Origin of the sequence: Methylibium sp. Root1272 (assembly GCF_001425905.1) — a bacterium.
GTDB lineage: Bacteria > Pseudomonadota > Gammaproteobacteria > Burkholderiales > Burkholderiaceae_C > Methylibium.
In genome coordinates, this window is sequence record NZ_LMDY01000013.1 from 681,486 (window position 1) to 697,929 (window position 16,444).

Here is a 16,444-nt window from a genome sequence, read left to right on the forward strand (position 1 = left end):
CGCACACCTCGGCAATGACCCCCGAACGCCTGCGCCGCCGTCTGGCGCTGCTGCTCACGCGGCACCCGGACCGCCGCGTGTCGCGCGGCGTCTGGGTCGTCGCGCTGGCTGCCACCACGGCGGCGGCGCTGGTGCTGACCTTCCTGCTGGCGATCGCCACCAACAACCGCGAGTTCTACGAGCGGTATTACAACGCGCTGCTATGGGTCAACGTCGTGATCGCGACCGTGCTGGTCGGTGTGATCGCGGTCGGCGCGGTGCGGCTGGCCGCGCGGGTGCTGCGCGGCCGCTTCGGCTCGCGGCTGCTGCTGCGGCTGGCGGCGATCTTCGGCGTGGTGGCGGTGGTGCCCGGGGCGCTGGTCTACACGGTGAGCTACCAGTTCGTGTCACGCAGCATCGAGAGCTGGTTCGACGTGCGTGTCGAGGGTGCGCTGGAGGCCGGCCTGAACCTGGGGCGTGGCACGCTCGATACGCTGGTCAACGATCTCGCTGGCAAGACGCGCGTCGCGGCCGAGCGGCTCGGTGAAGCGCCCGAGCGTCAGCAGCCGCTGGCCCTGGAGCGACTGCGCGAGCAGCTCACGGCGCAGGACGTGGCGGTGCTCGGGGCGGCCGGCCAGGTGCTGTCGAGCGCCGGCGCCGCCGCGGTGCTGGCACCCGAGCGGCCCGGCCTGGCCTTGCTGCGGCAGGCGCGCACCGCGCGCGTGACCACGCAGATCGAGGGGCTGGACGACGATGGCGCCGCCACGCGCATCCCCGGCGTCTCGGTCGCCGACCCGCCGCCGCCCCAGCCGCGCGTGCGCGTCATCGCCCTGATTCCGGCCACCGGCTTCTCGCTCAGCCGCGAGGACCGCTACCTGGTGGTGAGCCAGTTGCTGCCGGCCACGCTGGCGGCCAACGCGCTGGCGGTGCAGAGCGCCTACCGCGAGTACCAGCAGCGCTCGCTGGCGCGCGAGGGCCTGCGCAAGATGTACATCGGCACGCTCACGCTGACGCTGATCCTCGCAGTGTTCGGCGCGATGCTGCTGGCGGTGACCTTCGGCAACCGGCTGGCGCGTCCGCTGCTGCTGCTGGCCGACGGCGTGCGCGAGGTGGCGCGCGGCGACCTGAGCCCGAAGCCGGTGTTCGCCTCGGGCGACGAGCTCGGCGGGTTGACGCGTTCGTTCGCCGACATGACCCAGCAACTCGCCGACGCCCGCGGGCTGGTCGAACAGAGCGTGGCCGAGCTCGAGACGGCGCGCGGCAAGCTGCAGGCCATCCTCGACAACATGAGTGCCGGCGTGATCGTGTTCGACCGCGACCGTTGCATCGACAGCGTGAACGCCGGTGCGACCCGCATCCTGCGCGTGCCGTTGTCGGCCTATCTCGGGCGCGGGCTGGCCGAGGTGCCCGGCCTCGAAGGCTTCGACGCGGCGCTGGCCCGGCGCTTCGACCAGATCGAGAGCGGCTCCGAGCTCGGCGACCGCGACCACTGGCAGGACTCCTTCGAACTCGCGACGGCGTCCGACCGCGATCCGCTGACCCTGTTGGTGCGCGGCGCGCCGCTGCCGGCCGGCGGGCAGGGCGGCGCGGCGCGGCTGGTGGTGTTCGACGACATCACCGAGCTCGTCTCGGCCCAGCGCGCCGAGGCCTGGGGCGAGGTGGCGCGCCGGCTCGCGCACGAGATCAAGAACCCGCTCACGCCGATCCAGTTGTCGGCCGAGCGCATCCAGCACCGGCTCGAAGCCAAGCTGGAAGTGCCGGATCAGCAGATGCTGGCCAAGTCGGTGAGCACCATCGTCACCCAGGTGCAGGCGATGAAGCAGCTGGTCAACGAATTCCGCGACTACGCCCGCCTGCCGGCCGCCCAGCTGGCGCCGCTGGACCTCAACGCGCTGGTGGCCGAGGTACTGGGCCTGTATGCCGAGGTGCAGGAGTCGGGTCGCCTGCGCGTCGAGCTGGCCGAGGGCCTGCCGCGGATCCAGGGCGATGCCACGCAGCTGCGGCAGGTGGTGCACAACCTGGTGCAGAACGCTCTGGACGCGGTGGCCGAGCGGCCCGACGGCCAGGTGCGGCTGCGCACCGAGGGGGCGCTCAACGAGCGCGGCGAGTGGCGCGCGGTGCGGCTGGTCGTCGCCGACAACGGCCCGGGCTTCAGCGAGCGCATGCTCAAGCGTGCCTTCGAGCCCTATGTGACGACCAAGACCAAGGGCACCGGACTGGGTCTTGCGGTGGTCAAGAAGATCGCCGACGAACATGGTGCGCGCGTGCGCCTGGCCAACCTCGCGGGCGACGCGGCGGCCGCGGACGACGCACCGTCTGTCGGGGGGGCACAAGTTTCGCTATCATTTTCGAAATGGCTGCCCCCTCAGGGTTAGCCTTCAGGCCACGCCGACACGGCATGTGCCACGCACCGGGACCCCATGGCGACCATCCTTGTTGTAGACGACGAACTCGGCATCCGCGCACTGCTGTCGGACATCCTGAGCGACGAGGGCCACAGCGTCGAACTGGCCGAGAACGCCGCTGAGGCCCGGGCGTCGAGGGAGCGTACACGGCCCGACCTGGTGTTGCTCGACATCTGGATGCCGGACGTCGATGGCGTCACGCTGCTCAAGGAATGGGGCAGCTGCAACCTGCTGACGATGCCGGTGATCATGATGTCGGGCCACGGCACGATCGACACCGCCGTCGAGGCGATCAAGTTCGGTGCGATGGCCTTCCTCGAGAAGCCCATCACGCTGCAGAAGCTGCTGCGGGCCGTCGAGCAGGGCCTGGCCAAGCCGGCCGCGCGGCCGGTGGCCACCGTGACGCCGCTGCGCCCCGGCGAGCGCGGCGATGTGCTGGCCATCGACTCGCAGCACGGCGGGCTGTCCGGCGCGCAGCCGGTGGCCCTGGGCCTGCAGCCCGAACAGAGCTTCGAGCTCGACCGGCCGCTGCGCGAAGCGCGCGATGCCTTCGAGAAGGCCTACTTCGAATTCCACCTCGCGCGCGAGAACGGCAGCATGACGCGCGTGGCCGAGAAGACGGGCCTCGAGCGCACCCACCTGTACCGCAAGCTCAAGCAGCTCGGTGTCGACCTCAGCCGCGGCAAGAAGGGTGCGGCCGCCTGAGCCGCCGGCGGTGCTGCTACACTGCGGCCCCTTGGCTCGGTAGCTCAGTTGGTAGAGCAGCGGATTGAAAATCCGCGTGTCGGTGGTTCGATTCCGCCCCGAGCCACCAAATCCGAAACGGCCCCTGTGCGGGGCCGTTTGCATTTCAGGGGGCCTGCCGGCAGGCATCCCGAGGACGCCGGTGCGACGAGCCTGACCGGCCCCGGTTCTTGCCAGGTACAGAACCTTCCGGGCGGCGCCTGCTCCAACCGGCCCGAGAGGGAGCGCGCACTACAATGCGCGCTGTCGTTGGTGCAACCAATTCAAGGACGAGACAGTGTTCATTTCCGAAGCTTTTGCCCAGGCCGCTCCGGCCGCCGCCGCCGGTGGGGAGTCGAGCCTGCTCACGATGCTGCCGCTCGTGCTGATGTTCGTGGTGCTGTATTTCGTGATGATCCGCCCGCAGATGAAGCGCCAGAAGGAGCACAAGGCGATGGTCGATGCGCTGGCCAAGGGCGACGAGGTCGTGACCGCCGGTGGCGTGCTCGGCAAGGTGGCGAAGATCGGTGACACCTACCTGCACGTCGAGGTCGCCAGCGGTGTGGAACTGCAGGTGCAGCGTTCTGCCGTGGTGCAGGTGCTGCCCAAGGGCACGCTGAAGTAGACGCAGGCGATCGCGCCGCGTGCGGCGCGAGGCCCGAAGGCCGCGGTCACCGCTGGGTGTCGCGGCCTTTCGTGCAAACAAGGGCGCCGTGTCTCACGGTGCCAGGACGGGGGGCCTCCCCCGAGGATGCTGCAATGAACCGCTACCCATGGTGGAAGTACGCGATCCTGGCGATCGCGTTGCTGGTCGGGCTGGTCTACACCCTGCCCAACTTCTTCGGCGAGGCGCCTGCCGTGCAGGTGTCGAGTGGCAAGGCGACGCTGAAGGTCGACGCGACGGTGGTGCCACGCGTCCAGCAGGCCTTGCAGGCGGCCGGCCTGCAGGCCGATTTCGTGCAACTCGACGGCGCGTCGATCAAGGCACGCTTCCGCGACACCGATGTGCAGATCAAGGCCAAGGACGCCATCGCCAAGGCCTTGAACCCGGATCCGGCCGATCCGGGCTACATCGTTGCGCTGAACCTGCTGTCACGTTCGCCCACCTGGCTGAGTTCGCTGCATGCGTTGCCGATGTACCTCGGCCTCGACTTGCGCGGCGGGGTGCACTTCCTGATGCAGGTCGACATGAAGGCGGCGCTGACCAAGCGTGCCGACGCGCTGACCGGCGACATCCGCAGCCTGCTGCGCGACAAGAACATCCGCCATGCCGGCATCGCGCGCGAAGGCAATGCGGTGACGATCGCTTTCCGCGACTCCGCGACGCGCAGCGCTGCACGGGCGGCTCTGACCGAGCCGCTGCCCGATCTGCAGTGGGCCGAAGCGGGCCGTGACAGCGAGTTCACGCTGATCGGCAGCCTGAAGCCCGAGGCGGCGCGCCGCGTGCAGGATCAGGCCATCAAGCAGAACATCACGACGCTGCACAACCGGATCAACGAGCTCGGCGTGGCCGAGCCGGTGATCCAGCAGCAGGGCGCCGACCGCGTGGTGGTGCAGTTGCCTGGCGTGCAGGACACGGCCAAGGCGAAGGACATCATCGGCCGCACGGCCACGCTCGAGCTGCGCATGGTGGACGACAGCACCGAGGCGGCTGCGGCGGCGACCGGCGCCGGGCCGGTGCCGTTCGGGACCGAGCGCTATGTCGAGCGCGGCGGCGCGGCGCTGATCGTCAAGCGCCAGGTGATCCTCACCGGCGACAGCCTGACCGACGCACAACCCGGCTTCGATGGCCAGACGCAGGAGCCCGCCGTGCACCTGACGGTGGACGCCAAGGGCGCGCGCATCATGCGCGACATCTCGCGCGACAACGTCGGCAAGCGCATGGCGATCCTGCTGTTCGAGAAGGGCAAGGGCGAGGTCGTGACGGCGCCGGTGATCCGCGGTGAACTCGGCTCACGCTTCCAGATCTCGGGCCGCATGACGTCGCAGGAGGCGAGCGACACCGCGCTGCTGCTGCGGGCCGGCTCGCTGGCGGCGCCGATGGAGATCGTCGAGGAGCGGACCATCGGCCCGAGCCTCGGTGCCGAGAACATCGACAAGGGTTTCAACAGCGTGATCTACGGCTTTGCCGCCATCGCGGCGTTCATGTGCGCCTACTACCTGCTGTTCGGGGTGTTCTCGACCATCGCGCTGGCGGTGAACCTGCTGCTGCTGGTGGCGGTGCTGTCGATGCTGCAAGCCACGCTGACGCTGCCCGGCATCGCGGCGATCGCGCTGACGCTGGGCATGGCGATCGACGCCAACGTGCTGATCAACGAGCGGGTGCGCGAGGAGTTGCGCTCCGGCGCTTCGCCGCAAGCCGCGATCCACACCGGCTACGAACGTGCCTGGGCCACGATCCTCGACTCGAACATCACCACGCTGATCGCAGGCATCGCGCTGCTGGCCTTCGGCTCCGGTCCGGTGCGCGGCTTCGCGGTCGTGCATTGCCTGGGCATCCTGACGTCGATGTTCTCCGCGGTGCTGTTCTCGCGCGGCCTGGTGAACCTCTGGTACGGGCGGCGCAAGAAGCTCAAGGGCGTGTCGATCGGTCAGGTGTGGCGCCCGGATGGCGCCGCGCCGCCGGCAGCCCAGGCTTGAGAAGAAGGAGACGGGTTCATGGAGTTCTTCCGCATCAAGCGCGACATCCCGTTCATGAAGCACGCGTTGATCTTCAACGTCGTGTCCTTCCTGACCTTTGCTGCCGCCGTGTTCTTCCTCGTGACGCGCGGCCTGCACCTGTCGATCGAGTTCACCGGCGGCACGGTGCTCGAGGTCGAGTACGCCCAGACGGCCGATGTGCCCAAGGTACGCAGCGCCGTCGAGGCGCTGGGCTTCGGCGAGGTGCAGGTGCAGAACTTCGGCACTTCGCGCGACGTGCTGGTGCGCCTGCCGTTGCGTGGCGACGTCAAGCAGCAGGAGGTGGTGGGCCGCGTGTTCGGCGCGCTGTGCGCGGCCGAAGGTGGCCAGGTCACACAGTCGCAATCGGTCACCGACAAGGGCGAGTCGGTCAGCGCGCAGGTCTGTGACGCCGGCGGCGCGCAGCCGGTGATGCTCAAGCGCAGCGAGTTCGTCGGGCCGCAGGTCGGCAAGGAGCTGGCGACCGACGGCGCGATGGCGCTCGGCTTCGTCGTCATTGGCATCATGATCTATCTCGCGATCCGCTTCGAATGGAAGTTCGCGGTCGCGGCGATCGTCGCCAACCTGCACGACGTGATCATCATCCTGGGCTTCTTCGCCTTCTTCCAGTGGGAGTTCTCGCTGTCGGTGCTGGCGGCCGTGCTGGCGGTGCTGGGCTATTCGGTCAACGAGTCGGTGGTCATCTTCGATCGGATCCGCGAGGCTTTCCGCCGCTACCGCAAGATGAACACCCACCAGGTGATCGACCATGCGATCACCTCGACGATGAGCCGCACCATCATCACGCACGGATCGACACAGATGATGGTGTTGTCGATGCTGCTGTTCGGCGGTGCGACGCTGCACTACTTCGCGATCGCGCTGACGATCGGCATCCTGTTCGGCATCTATTCTTCGGTGTTCGTCGCCGCGGCCATTGCGATGTGGCTGGGCGTCAAGCGGGAGGATCTGATGAAGTCGGGAGGCGTCAAGGGCGGCGATCCCGACGATCCGAATGCAGGGGCCGTGGTGTAGAGTTGAAACAGCCTGTCTAATCGTCGTCAGCCCCTATCCTCCATGGCCATCCCAGCTGCCCCATCCGCCCTGGCCGCTCAAGCGCGGCGGGTGTACATGGAGTCGCTGCTGCTCGCGGTGCCGACCGCGGTGCAAGGGGTGCTCGACGGCGCCCACCGACTGGCAAACGAGAAGGCCGAACCGCAGCTGGCGCACAAGCGCATGAACGCGGCCATCGATCTGACCCGGCCGGCACCTCAGTGGCAACAGGCGCTGATCGACAGCCTGGGCGCCATGCCGCGCATCAGCACCTCGGGTGGCCGGACGTCGCTCGGAGCGGCGGCGGCGTCCAGCATGGGCAGCGGCCGCGACACGCTGCAACTGGTCGACGATGACACCATCGAGGTGGAAATCCTCAGCTCTCGATTGGCGCTGGCCATGATGGACAAGGCCTCTTGGGAGTTCACGGACCTGCGGGCTCGCATGTCCAGCCTGGAGCGGCGCGAGGAACTCGACAGTGGCGACGCACTGCGGCCGCACGTGGTGGCTCGCATCGTGATCGACAGCTGGCGCGCGGCCGGTCTGTCGCTGGAGAACTGGCGGACCGTGCAGAAGGTGATCCACGCGGCCTTCGGCGAGATGGTCGAGGAGTCGTACCACGAGACCAATCGCTGGCTGCTGGGTGAGGGCGTGCGTCCCGAGATCGACCTGCGGCCTCTGATCCGGCGCTCGACCGGCGCGCATGTCGCGTCGATCCCCGTGACGACCGGCTTCGGCGACATGGCGGAGGCGCAGGGCGGCCTGCGGCGCGCCAATGTCGTCATCGCCGGCACGACGACGTCGACTCGCGGGTCCGGCGTTGGCGAGGAAACCCGGCTGATGACGCGCATGAGCAATCTGGCGCGCACCGCAGGGCATGCGGAAGCGGTGCTGGGCCGGCTGAACAAGCTGGTGGGCCGGCAGGTGCCGTCGTTCGCCGACACCGCGGAGATGCAACCCTCGACCGGCTTCAAGCGGGCGATCGCGGAAGCGCAGAGCGGCATCCAGCGTCAGCTCGCCACCACCGGACGCGACGACCGTGCCGCGATCAGCACCCCGGCGCTGCTGCAGGAGCTGCAGCAGCGCAAGCAGGCGCTCAAGGAAGCCGCCAGCACCCCGGTCGAGCGCGCCACCATCGAGATCGTGGCGCTGCTGTTCCAGAGCATCCTGACCGAAGAGAAGATTCCGGCCGTGGTCCGCGTGTGGTTCGCGCGGCTGCAGATGCCCGTGCTTCGCGTGGCGGTCAGCGAGCCCGATTTCTTCGCCACCACCGACCATCCGGCGCGCAAGCTGATCGACCGCATGGGCGCCTGCGTGATGGGCTTCGACATCAGCTCACGGGCAGCCGGCGATGCGCTCGACAAGGAGATCAAGCGCGTGGTGCAGGTCGTGGAAGCCTACCCCGACACCGGGCGCCGCGTGTTCCAGACCGTGCTGACCGAGTTCGAGCGCTTCCTGGAGCACTACTTCAAGACCGAGAACGAGGCGACGCGCAAGGGCGTGTCGCTGGCGCAGCAGGTTGAGCAGCGCGAGACGATGGCGATCCAGTACACCATCGAACTGCGCAAGATGCTCAACGAGGTGCCGGTGCAGGAAGGGGTGCGCAACTTCCTGTTCCACGTCTGGGCCGATGTGCTGGCCACGATGGCGCTGAAGTCGGGGGCCGCCAGCGACTCCACCAAGGTCATGAAGCGCGCCGCAGCCGATCTGATCTGGTCGGCGGGAGCGAAGGTGTCGCGCGAAGAACGCGCCGACGTGATCCGCCGCCTCCCGCCGCTGCTGAAGACGCTGCGCGAAGGCATGGCGGAGGCGGGCCTCGCCCCAGAGAAGCAGGACGAGCACATCCAGGCGCTGAACGACTCGCTGGCGGCCGCCTTCACCGCCAAGGCGGCGGCGATTCCCGCCGAGCGGCTCGAGGAACTGATGGCACGACTCGAGGATCTCGAGGAGATGCTGCCCGACGCCGACGACATGCAGATCGACGAGTCCATCGTGATGGACCTGTCGGGTCATGAAAGCACCGAACTGCAGATCGTCACCGAGGGCGGTTCGATGCCAACGCCGGCCATGATCGCCTGGGCGCGCGAACTGCAAGTGGGGGGCTGGTACATGCTCGAGCACCGCGGTCGCATCGAGTCGGTGCAGCTGGCCTGGCACGGCATGCGAAAGCAACTGAGCCTGTTCGTCTCCCAGCAGGGCCGTGGCACGCTGTTCCAGCAGCACCGGCTGGCGTCCTTCCTGCAGGCCGGCCTGCTGGTTCCTGCGCAGGACGAGGCGCTCACGGTGCGCGCGACTCGCAGCGCGCTGGCCAAGCTCGACGCCGATCCGCAGCGGTTGCTGAACTGAGGGTTCGGTGCGTGGAGCGGCGCGACGCGGCCGCTCTGGTTCGTCAGTGGATCAGGCGATCCACGTCATCGACGAACAATTCGTCGAGGATCAGCGCGTCGGGCTCTTCGCCCAAGCTCCAGAACACCATCAGCACGATGATCTTCAGGTCTTCGACGGCCAGCGGGCCGGCCGGAATGGCCATCGCGCGGTCAATGACCATCTCCCGCATCGGCGCACGCAGCACGCCGGCTGATTCGAGAAAGCTGACAAAGCCGATCGAGGCCTCGCCCAGGTGCTCCTGCTCGACCGGCGAATAGACGCGCAATGCGTGGGCGCTCTGCTCGCCGCTGTGTGACTCGGCTGCTGTCGCCAACCCTGCCAGCCAGCTCAGCGCGTCCTCGATCTCCTCGTTCTCGAAGCCCACCGCAGAGAGCTTGCGAGACAGTTGCCGGTGGTCGGGGCACGCGTCGGGCTGCCAGTAGTTTTCGTAGAGATACACGAGCACGTCGAACATGCGACAAGATACCACAGGGGTCGTCGAACGAAAGTCGCTGCGGGCATTCGCCGGCGTGCGGCAAGAGGCGTTCAACGCGCCTGCGCCTCAGACCTGTACGAGGCGCTGGAATAGGTGACCCGGCAGGCGAACCACCTTGCCGTTCAATTCGAGCGCCAGTAAGCGAGCGCTCAATTCGGCAGGAGACCAACCGATCCGGGCGCTCAACGCGTCGAGAGTGACCGGATCGTGGCCGAGGGCGGTCAGCACCGGGTCGTCCGCGGCCTGGGTTGACACGGCTGGCGAGGGGGTGTCGAGCGTTTCGAGTCGCAGTTCCTCGAGAATGTCCGCGGCACTGTCAACCAGTTTGGCGCCTTGCTTGATCAGTGCATGGCAGCCGCGTGACTGGGGCGCGTGGATCGACCCGGGGATCGCAAAGACGTCCCGGCCGGCCTCGAGTGCAAGCCTCGCGGTGATCAGCGAGCCCGACTGCAATGCGGCTTCGACCACCAGCGTGCCGCGGGTCAGGCCGGCAATCAGGCGGTTGCGCAACGGGAAGTGCGCAGCAATCGGTGGGGTTCCCAGCGTGTACTCGCTCACCATCAAGCCTTCCCGGGCAATGCGGTGGGCCAGTTTCAGGTGCCGTTTCGGATAGACGCGATCGAGCCCGGTGCCGATCACCGCGATCGTCGACCCTGGGCCTGCCAGTGCGCCTTCGTGCGCTGCGCCGTCGATCCCGAGGGCCAACCCGGACACGACGGTCAGGCTGGCGTGGCTCAGGGCGGTCGCAAAGGCGCGCGCGTTCTCGGCCCCCTGCGGCGTCGGATTGCGGCTGCCGACCACCGCCACGCTGGCAGCATTCAGCAACTCGATGCGGCCGACCGCATGGATCACCAGCGGCGGGTCGGCGGTTTCTAGCAGGGAACGGGGGTAGGCCGGGTCGCCGAGGGCCACCACGTGGCGCTGATCCTCGGCACCGATCCACTGCCACGTGGTTTCGATCAGCGCGTCGAGCGCGGGGGGCGATGAGCCCAACGCCGCGGCCTGCTCCGCCGTCAGTAGTTCTCGCAGGGCTGCGGCCGGGGCGTCGAAGACGGCCTGGGGTGCGCCGAAAGCCGCGAGCAGGCGGCGCGCCGTTTCACGTCCGATCGAGGGCGTTTCGAGCAGCCGCAGCCATGCCGCGAGGTCGTCGCGTTCGATCATGGCCGGCGGGCGCGACGGCTCTCAGCGAGCGCCTGGGCCCGGACGGCGAACTTCAGGGCTCGGTGAAGCGATCACCGCGGGTGACCGGGTCGTTGACGTTCAGGATGAGCGCATAGGACATGCGATCGAACACGCGGAACACGAACAGCAGACCGTGGCGTTCGTCGGGTAGGCGGATCTTCTGGGCCGGGCCGGCCTGCGTGAGATCGCGCTCCAGGGCCCCGGCGCGCCACAGCGCCAGGACGTGGCCGCGCTCCACGCCGTCACGCGCACCCTTGTTCAGCGAGACGATCTGGTTCTGGCCCGCGTTCAGAGCTTCGCCGTAGACCGACACGATGCGCCCGCTGATGGGCGCTGCGGGCGGCCGCGGCACGTAGGGCGTGTAATCCTTGACCTGCGCCGGAGCCAGGCGGTTCGCCACGTTGGCCTCCAGCTTGGCGGACGTGATGCGGAACGTGGCAGGGACGATCTCACCCTGGCTGTTCGTGCCGCCTTCCTTCTCGTACTCGGCCGTGGCGACGTAGGTGCCTTCATAGCCAAGGATGGCGTTGGTGTCGGGGTCGCGCAGTTCCCTGGGCTGCTGGAACACGCGCCATTCGCGCACATTGGTCAGGTCGCCCCGGACGTAGGCGGCATCCCCCTTGCCGAGCAGCACACGTCCTTCCTGCGCCGCGACGATGCGCGGCGCACGATCGAGTTCGTCGCTGTCGAAGATCACCGCGTCATTGAGGAAACCCTCGATGAACTTCAGCGGGACGGAGGCAATCGGGCCGTCTGAGGCCCCGGCGTCGCGGACCCTCGGCGACAGCTTCAGCGTGCCGTTGGGGCCACCCGCCACACGCAGACGGGCACGGTCGCCGTCCTTCTCGAGAAGCAGTTGCTGCCCGGGATAGATCAGGTGCGGGTTGCGGATCTGGTCGAGATTCATGCCCCACAGCTCGGGCCAGCGCCATTGCCGCTTCAGGAACACACCGGAGATGTCCCACAACGTGTCGCCGCGCTTGACGGTGTAGGTGTCCGGCGCGTTGGGCGCCAGTTCAGAGAGCGGCACGCCGGCCTGGGCTACCTGCTGGGCCGTGCTCCGCTGTTGGGCGGTGATGGGGAAATTGGGCTCCGCGGCGGCGGCGGTCATCGAGGCGCCGGCCGCCAAGGCGGTCAAGAGAGCAGTGGCAACCACACCGAGGGGTCGGCGTGCAGCGGGGGCAATTCGTGTCATCGAGCTCTCTCCGTGGACGGCCGGCTCCAAGCTCCCCGGCGCCCTGTGGTCTTTGCGAGGCTTGAGCCCGACCTTGCCGGTTGGGCGAAAATCCTCACTTCGTTTCGAAGATTCTGCCCATAAACCCTTGATGCCGCAATGAAACCTCCTGGCGCGCGGGCCCAGCCATCGGTAGCCCTTCACGCCCGCTCGTTGCTTGTGGTCCACACCGTCCCGAAGCATTTCGTTACTCCGCCATGCCGCTGCTCGACATCCTGCGTTATCCCGATCCCCGTCTTCACACCGTGGCCAAACCGGTGACGGAAGTCGACGAGCGCATCCGCCAGCTCGTCGACGACATGCTGGAGACCATGTACGAGGCCCAGGGGGTCGGCCTGGCCGCAACGCAGGTCGACGTGCACGAGCGCGTGATCGTCATCGACGTCTCCGACGATCGCAACGAGCCCCGGATACTGATCAACCCGGAGTTGCTGCGGGTCAGCGACGAGATGGTCGTGGGGGACGAAGGCTGCCTTTCGGTGCCGCAGATCTACGACAAGGTGCCTCGCCATGCGAACGTGACGGTCCGGGCGTTGGGGCGGGACGGGCAGGCCTACCAGTTCGATGCCGAGGAACTGCTGTCGGTGTGTGTCCAGCACGAGATGGATCACCTGATGGGCAAGGTCTTCGTCGAGTACCTTTCTCCGCTCAAGCGCAACCGCATCAAGAGCAAAATGCTCAAGAAGACGCGCGACGAGGCGCGAGACTGAGGCGGACTGCGTGCGCATCGCATTTGCCGGCACGCCCGAGTTCGCGCGTGTTGCGCTGAAGCTGCTGCTGGATGCCGGGTTCGACGTTCCGCTGGTGCTGACGCAGCCTGATCGTCCTGCGGGGCGGGGGCTGAAGCTGCAGGCCTCGGCCGTCAAGGCGCTGGCCGTGGAACGCGGCCTTGCGGTCGTGCAGCCGCGCAGCCTGCGCCTAGATGGCAAATACCCGGAAGACGCTCGCGCGGCGCGCGACGCACTCGCGGCGGCACAGCTCGACGCCATGGTGGTGGCCGCCTACGGTCTGATCCTGCCGCCCTGGGTGCTGCAGCTGCCGGCGCGAGGTTGCCTGAACATCCATGCGTCCTTGCTGCCGCGCTGGCGTGGGGCGGCGCCGATCCACCGGGCGATCGAGGCTGGAGATGCGGAGACCGGTATCACCATCATGCAGATGGACGAGGGCCTGGATACCGGCGACATGCTGCTCACCGAGCGCGAGGCCATCCGGTCCGACGACAGCACGGCGACGCTCCACGACCGCCTGGCGACGCTCGGCGGTCGACTGATCGTCGAAGCGCTCGAGGCCGCCGCCTGCGGTGGCCTGGTGCGGCTGCCGCAACCGGCCGAAGGGGTGACGTACGCCCACAAGATCGAGAAGGTGGAGGCCTCGATCGACTGGTCTCGACAGGCCGCAGAGATCGAGCGCCGCGTGCGGGCCTTCGACCCCTTCCCCGGCGCCAGTTTCCAGCACGCCGGCGAGACGGTGAAACTGTGGCGGGCCACCGTTGCCCCCGGACAAGCTGCGCCAGGGACTGTACTGATCGCCGCCGAGGGGCTGCTGCGGGTCGCGTGCGGTGACGCGGCGCTGGACCTGCAACAACTGCAACGCCCGGGCGGGCGGCGCATCGGTGCGCGGGACTTCCTGGCCGGCCGGCCGATTTTGTGCGCAGGCACAACACTTTGATGGACCGCGCGGGGATTGAACTCCCGGAGTCGTCCCGCATCTATGCGTGAGCGCCAACTCGGCGCAGGAGCTGGAAACATGTTCAATCTGATGAAGACCGCCGTGCTGATGGCCGCCATCACGGCGCTGTTCATGGCCATCGGCTCTGTGCTGGGCGGCCAGCAAGGCATGGCGATCGCGCTGGTGGTCGCGCTCGGCATGAACTTCTTCAGCTACTGGTTCAGCGACAAGATGGTGCTGAAGATGTACAACGCGCAGGAGGTCGACGCGTCCTCCGCGCCACAGTTCTACACCATGGTGAGGGAGCTCGCCGCGAAGGCGGAGCTGCCGATGCCCAAGGTGTACCTGATCAACGAGGACGCTCCGAACGCCTTCGCGACCGGCCGCAACCCGCAGAACGCTGCGGTGGCCGCCACCACCGGCATCCTGCGCGTGCTGTCCGAGCGCGAGCTTCGCGGGGTGATGGCACACGAGCTCGCGCACGTGAAGCACCGCGACATCCTGATCAGCACCGTCAGCGCGACGATGGCTGGCGCCATCTCGATGCTGGCCAATTTCGCGATGTTCTTCGGCGGCCGCAGCAGCGACGGGCGGCCGGCCAACCCGATCGCCGGCATCCTCGTGATGTTGCTGGCGCCGCTGGCTGCCAGCCTGATCCAGATGGCGATCAGCCGGGCCCGCGAGTTCGAGGCCGACCGGGGCGGCGCCGAGATCTCCGGCGATCCGCAGGCCCTGGCCAGCGCGCTGCAGAAGATCCAGCGCTACGCCCAGGGGATCCCGCTGGAGGCGGCCGAGCGTCATCCGGAGACGGCGCAGATGATGATCATGAATCCGCTGTCCGGCGGCGGGCTGCGCGGACTTTTCAGCACCCACCCGGCGACCGAGGAGCGCGTCGCCAAGCTGATGGCCATGATCCCCCAGCGGGTCTGACGCCAGGGCTGGCGTGAGGGGACCCGCTGCGGCGGGGCCTTTTTCGTTGGTGGACTCAAGTGACGGTCGGCGTGACCGATAAGCCTGCGAAGCCTGTCTGCATCCATCATGACGTCCCTCCGCCTCCTTCCTCTGATCGCTCTGGCGCTGCTCGCCGGTTGCGATCTGCTCGGCACCGAAGCCGCCGAAAAGACGGCCGCGCTGAAGGAGGCCGACGGCAAGGCGATCGGCAGCGCCTGCCGGCATGCCGGGCGTGCCATCGAGGATTGCTACGCGCTCAATGCCAAGGCCCAGCGGGCTGCCGTCTTCGCCGGCTGGCGCGAGATGGACGAGTACATGCGCGAGAACAAGCTCGAGGCTGTGGCGCCCCAGATACAGCGGCCCGGCAGCAAGCCGGTCGAATCCGAGGTCGCAAAGACCGAGGCGGTGGCGCCGATCCCGGCTGAACCCAAGGCGGACAAACGCAAGTCGCATACGTCCTGAAGCGTCATCGGCGCTTTACGTCACGCGAGTGGTGGCCGATGACGGGCGGTGAGGCCGCCCGACCGGTGGGACAATCGTGTCCATGTCGATGCCCCCGATGCGTTCCGTGCTGCGTCATCCGGCCTATCGCTCCGGCTTGGGCGAAATGGCCGGTGTCTCGCTGGGCATCGCGGCCTGGGGGCTGGTGACGGGCGTCGCGATGGTCAAGGGCGGTCTGTCGGTACCGCTCGCCCTGCTGATGACCTTTACGGTGTTCGCCGGCAGCGCGCAGCTCGCCACCATCCCGCTGATCGCCCTGAGCGCTCCGGTCTGGGTGATCTGGGCCACGGCCTTCTGCGTCAACCTGCGTTTCGTGATCTTCAGCGCCCAGTGGCGTCCCTATTTCATGCGTTTTCCTTTGAGGCAGCGCCTGATGCTGGGCTACTTCTCGGGCGATCTCAACTATGTACTGTTCATGCGGCGCTACGCAGAACCCCCGACCGAGGGCGACGTGCCGGAGGGGCAGATCGAGTACTTCTGGGGTTCGGTCAGCGCGAACTACCTTGCCTGGCAGATTCCCTCGGTGCTGGGCATCCTGCTCGCCGATGTCGTGCCCACGCAGTGGGGCCTGGGTTTCGCCGGTACGCTGGCGCTGCTCGGCCTGACGTACTCGCTGGTGTCCGATCGTGCCACGCTGTTCGCGGCCGTGGTGGCGGGCGCGGCGGCCGTGGCGGCCTTCGCGCTGCCCCTCAAGCTCTACATCGTCGTGGCGATCGCCGCGGCCGTCTGCATCGGTCTGATGATCGATGGTGGTGACGACGCCGGTCGCCGTCTGCGCGCCTGGCTGGAGCGCCCCGGCACGCGCCGGCTCGACGCCCATGCGCGCGACAAGGAGTGCGCCGCATGAGCGCCGGTGAGTTCCTGCTGACGATCGCCGGGCTGACGGTCATCACCGTGGTCACACGCTCGTTCTTCTTCCTGTCCGACCGTGAACTGGCGCTGCCCGACTGGGTCAAGCGCGGCCTGCGCTATGCGCCGCTCGCCGCACTGGCCGCGGTCGTGGTGCCGGAGATCGCCATGAGCCAGGGCCAGCTGATCGCCGAGCCCTGGCATGACGCACGGGTCTATGCGGCCGTGGCTGCGACCGCATATTTCTTCTGGCGCCGAGGCATCCTGGGCACCATCATCACCGGCATGGCCGTGCTGCTGCCCTTGCGTCTGGTGCTGGGCTGGTAGTCCACGACGACCGGAACGCGCGCCATTCGCCATTCCATTCGCTTCCCCATC

15 protein-coding genes and 1 tRNA gene are annotated in these 16,444 nt (G+C 68.0%); 13 read left to right on the forward strand and 3 right to left on the reverse strand.

Going from position 1 to position 16,444, the window contains the following annotated elements:
• The first annotated feature begins 14 nt into the window (after positions 1 to 14).
• The 7 genes from ASC67_RS12230 (at position 15) to ASC67_RS12260 (ending at position 9,164) form a co-directional block, all read left to right on the forward strand.
• Positions 15 to 2,354 (forward strand): ATP-binding protein, encoded by a 2,340-nt coding sequence (locus ASC67_RS12230; RefSeq protein WP_056320548.1) that lies wholly within the window; start codon positions 15 to 17, stop codon positions 2,352 to 2,354.
• Positions 2,355 to 2,399: 45 nt separating this feature from the next.
• Positions 2,400 to 3,089, forward strand: coding sequence for a response regulator (locus tag ASC67_RS12235; protein WP_056320550.1), 690 nt, complete (start codon positions 2,400 to 2,402; stop codon positions 3,087 to 3,089).
• Positions 3,090 to 3,122: 33 nt separating this feature from the next.
• A tRNA-Phe gene (locus ASC67_RS12240) sits at positions 3,123 to 3,198 on the forward strand.
• A 207-nt stretch (positions 3,199 to 3,405) separates the two neighbouring features.
• Positions 3,406 to 3,732, forward strand: coding sequence for a preprotein translocase subunit YajC (gene yajC / locus ASC67_RS12245; RefSeq protein ID WP_011827877.1), 327 nt, complete (start codon positions 3,406 to 3,408; stop codon positions 3,730 to 3,732).
• A 134-nt stretch (positions 3,733 to 3,866) separates the two neighbouring features.
• Complete coding sequence (secD, locus tag ASC67_RS12250; protein WP_056320553.1) at positions 3,867 to 5,747, forward strand: protein translocase subunit SecD; 1,881 nt, start codon at positions 3,867 to 3,869, stop codon at positions 5,745 to 5,747.
• 18 nt (positions 5,748 to 5,765) lie between these two features.
• Entirely contained in the window at positions 5,766 to 6,800 is a 1,035-nt protein-coding gene (gene secF / locus ASC67_RS12255) for a protein translocase subunit SecF (protein ID WP_056320556.1), read from the forward strand.
• A 42-nt stretch (positions 6,801 to 6,842) separates the two neighbouring features.
• Positions 6,843 to 9,164, forward strand: coding sequence for a DUF1631 family protein (locus ASC67_RS12260; RefSeq protein ID WP_056320560.1), 2,322 nt, complete (start codon positions 6,843 to 6,845; stop codon positions 9,162 to 9,164).
• A 43-nt stretch (positions 9,165 to 9,207) separates the two neighbouring features.
• On the opposite strand, the gene ASC67_RS12265 is transcribed toward ASC67_RS12260, so the two are convergent.
• The 3 genes from ASC67_RS12265 to ASC67_RS12275 all read right to left on the reverse strand — a co-directional run bounded on the left by ASC67_RS12265 (position 9,208) and on the right by ASC67_RS12275 (position 12,058).
• Positions 9,208 to 9,660 carry a DUF494 family protein gene (locus ASC67_RS12265; RefSeq protein ID WP_056320563.1) on the reverse strand — a complete coding sequence of 151 codons (453 nt, stop codon included), beginning with the start codon at positions 9,658 to 9,660 and terminating at the stop codon, positions 9,208 to 9,210.
• Between the two features lie 87 nt (positions 9,661 to 9,747).
• Positions 9,748 to 10,839, reverse strand: coding sequence for a DNA-processing protein DprA (gene dprA / locus ASC67_RS12270; RefSeq protein ID WP_056320956.1), 1,092 nt, complete (start codon positions 10,837 to 10,839; stop codon positions 9,748 to 9,750).
• 55 nt (positions 10,840 to 10,894) lie between these two features.
• Positions 10,895 to 12,058, reverse strand: coding sequence for a LysM peptidoglycan-binding domain-containing protein (locus ASC67_RS12275; RefSeq protein WP_056320566.1), 1,164 nt, complete (start codon positions 12,056 to 12,058; stop codon positions 10,895 to 10,897).
• Positions 12,059 to 12,294: 236 nt separating this feature from the next.
• Between ASC67_RS12275 and def the strand changes: the two genes are divergently transcribed.
• The 6 genes from def (at position 12,295) to ASC67_RS12305 (ending at position 16,393) form a co-directional block, all read left to right on the forward strand.
• The gene (def, locus tag ASC67_RS12280) at positions 12,295 to 12,807 is read left to right on the forward strand and encodes a peptide deformylase (protein ID WP_056320569.1); all 513 of its coding nucleotides are present in this window, start codon (positions 12,295 to 12,297) and stop codon (positions 12,805 to 12,807) included.
• A gap of 10 nt (positions 12,808 to 12,817) precedes the next feature.
• Complete coding sequence (gene fmt / locus ASC67_RS12285; RefSeq protein ID WP_056320572.1) at positions 12,818 to 13,765, forward strand: methionyl-tRNA formyltransferase; 948 nt, start codon at positions 12,818 to 12,820, stop codon at positions 13,763 to 13,765.
• Between the two features lie 78 nt (positions 13,766 to 13,843).
• Positions 13,844 to 14,695, forward strand: coding sequence for a zinc metalloprotease HtpX (gene htpX / locus ASC67_RS12290; RefSeq protein WP_056320575.1), 852 nt, complete (start codon positions 13,844 to 13,846; stop codon positions 14,693 to 14,695).
• Between the two features lie 108 nt (positions 14,696 to 14,803).
• Entirely contained in the window at positions 14,804 to 15,178 is a 375-nt protein-coding gene (locus ASC67_RS12295) for a hypothetical protein (RefSeq protein ID WP_056320578.1), read from the forward strand.
• Between the two features lie 82 nt (positions 15,179 to 15,260).
• A complete protein-coding gene (locus ASC67_RS12300; RefSeq protein ID WP_056320582.1) occupies positions 15,261 to 16,064 on the forward strand; it encodes an AzlC family ABC transporter permease in 804 nt (267 codons plus the stop codon).
• Positions 16,061 to 16,393: an AzlD domain-containing protein gene (locus ASC67_RS12305; RefSeq protein ID WP_056320586.1), complete on the forward strand. Its 333-nt coding sequence runs from the start codon at positions 16,061 to 16,063 to the stop codon at positions 16,391 to 16,393. Before ASC67_RS12300 ends, ASC67_RS12305 begins: the two co-directional genes overlap by 4 nt.
• Positions 16,394 to 16,444 lie beyond the last annotated feature (51 nt).

What these genes read in the sequence shown, in the direction of transcription:
- ASC67_RS12230 (WP_056320548.1), top strand. Translation starts at nt 15, where the DNA reads ATGACCCCCGAACGCCTGCGCCGCCGTCTGGCGCTGCTGCTCACGCGG.
- ASC67_RS12235 (WP_056320550.1), top strand. Translation starts at nt 2,400, where the DNA reads ATGGCGACCATCCTTGTTGTAGACGACGAACTCGGCATCCGCGCACTG.
- secD (WP_056320553.1), top strand. Translation starts at nt 3,867, where the DNA reads ATGAACCGCTACCCATGGTGGAAGTACGCGATCCTGGCGATCGCGTTG.
- secF (WP_056320556.1), top strand. Translation starts at nt 5,766, where the DNA reads ATGGAGTTCTTCCGCATCAAGCGCGACATCCCGTTCATGAAGCACGCG.
- ASC67_RS12260 (WP_056320560.1), top strand. Translation starts at nt 6,843, where the DNA reads ATGGCCATCCCAGCTGCCCCATCCGCCCTGGCCGCTCAAGCGCGGCGG.
- ASC67_RS12265 (WP_056320563.1), bottom strand. Translation starts at nt 9,660, where the DNA reads ATGTTCGACGTGCTCGTGTATCTCTACGAAAACTACTGGCAGCCCGAC.
- ASC67_RS12275 (WP_056320566.1), bottom strand. Translation starts at nt 12,058, where the DNA reads ATGACACGAATTGCCCCCGCTGCACGCCGACCCCTCGGTGTGGTTGCC.
- def (WP_056320569.1), top strand. Translation starts at nt 12,295, where the DNA reads ATGCCGCTGCTCGACATCCTGCGTTATCCCGATCCCCGTCTTCACACC.
- htpX (WP_056320575.1), top strand. Translation starts at nt 13,844, where the DNA reads ATGTTCAATCTGATGAAGACCGCCGTGCTGATGGCCGCCATCACGGCG.
- ASC67_RS12295 (WP_056320578.1), top strand. Translation starts at nt 14,804, where the DNA reads ATGACGTCCCTCCGCCTCCTTCCTCTGATCGCTCTGGCGCTGCTCGCC.
- ASC67_RS12300 (WP_056320582.1), top strand. Translation starts at nt 15,261, where the DNA reads ATGTCGATGCCCCCGATGCGTTCCGTGCTGCGTCATCCGGCCTATCGC.
- ASC67_RS12305 (WP_056320586.1), top strand. Translation starts at nt 16,061, where the DNA reads ATGAGCGCCGGTGAGTTCCTGCTGACGATCGCCGGGCTGACGGTCATC.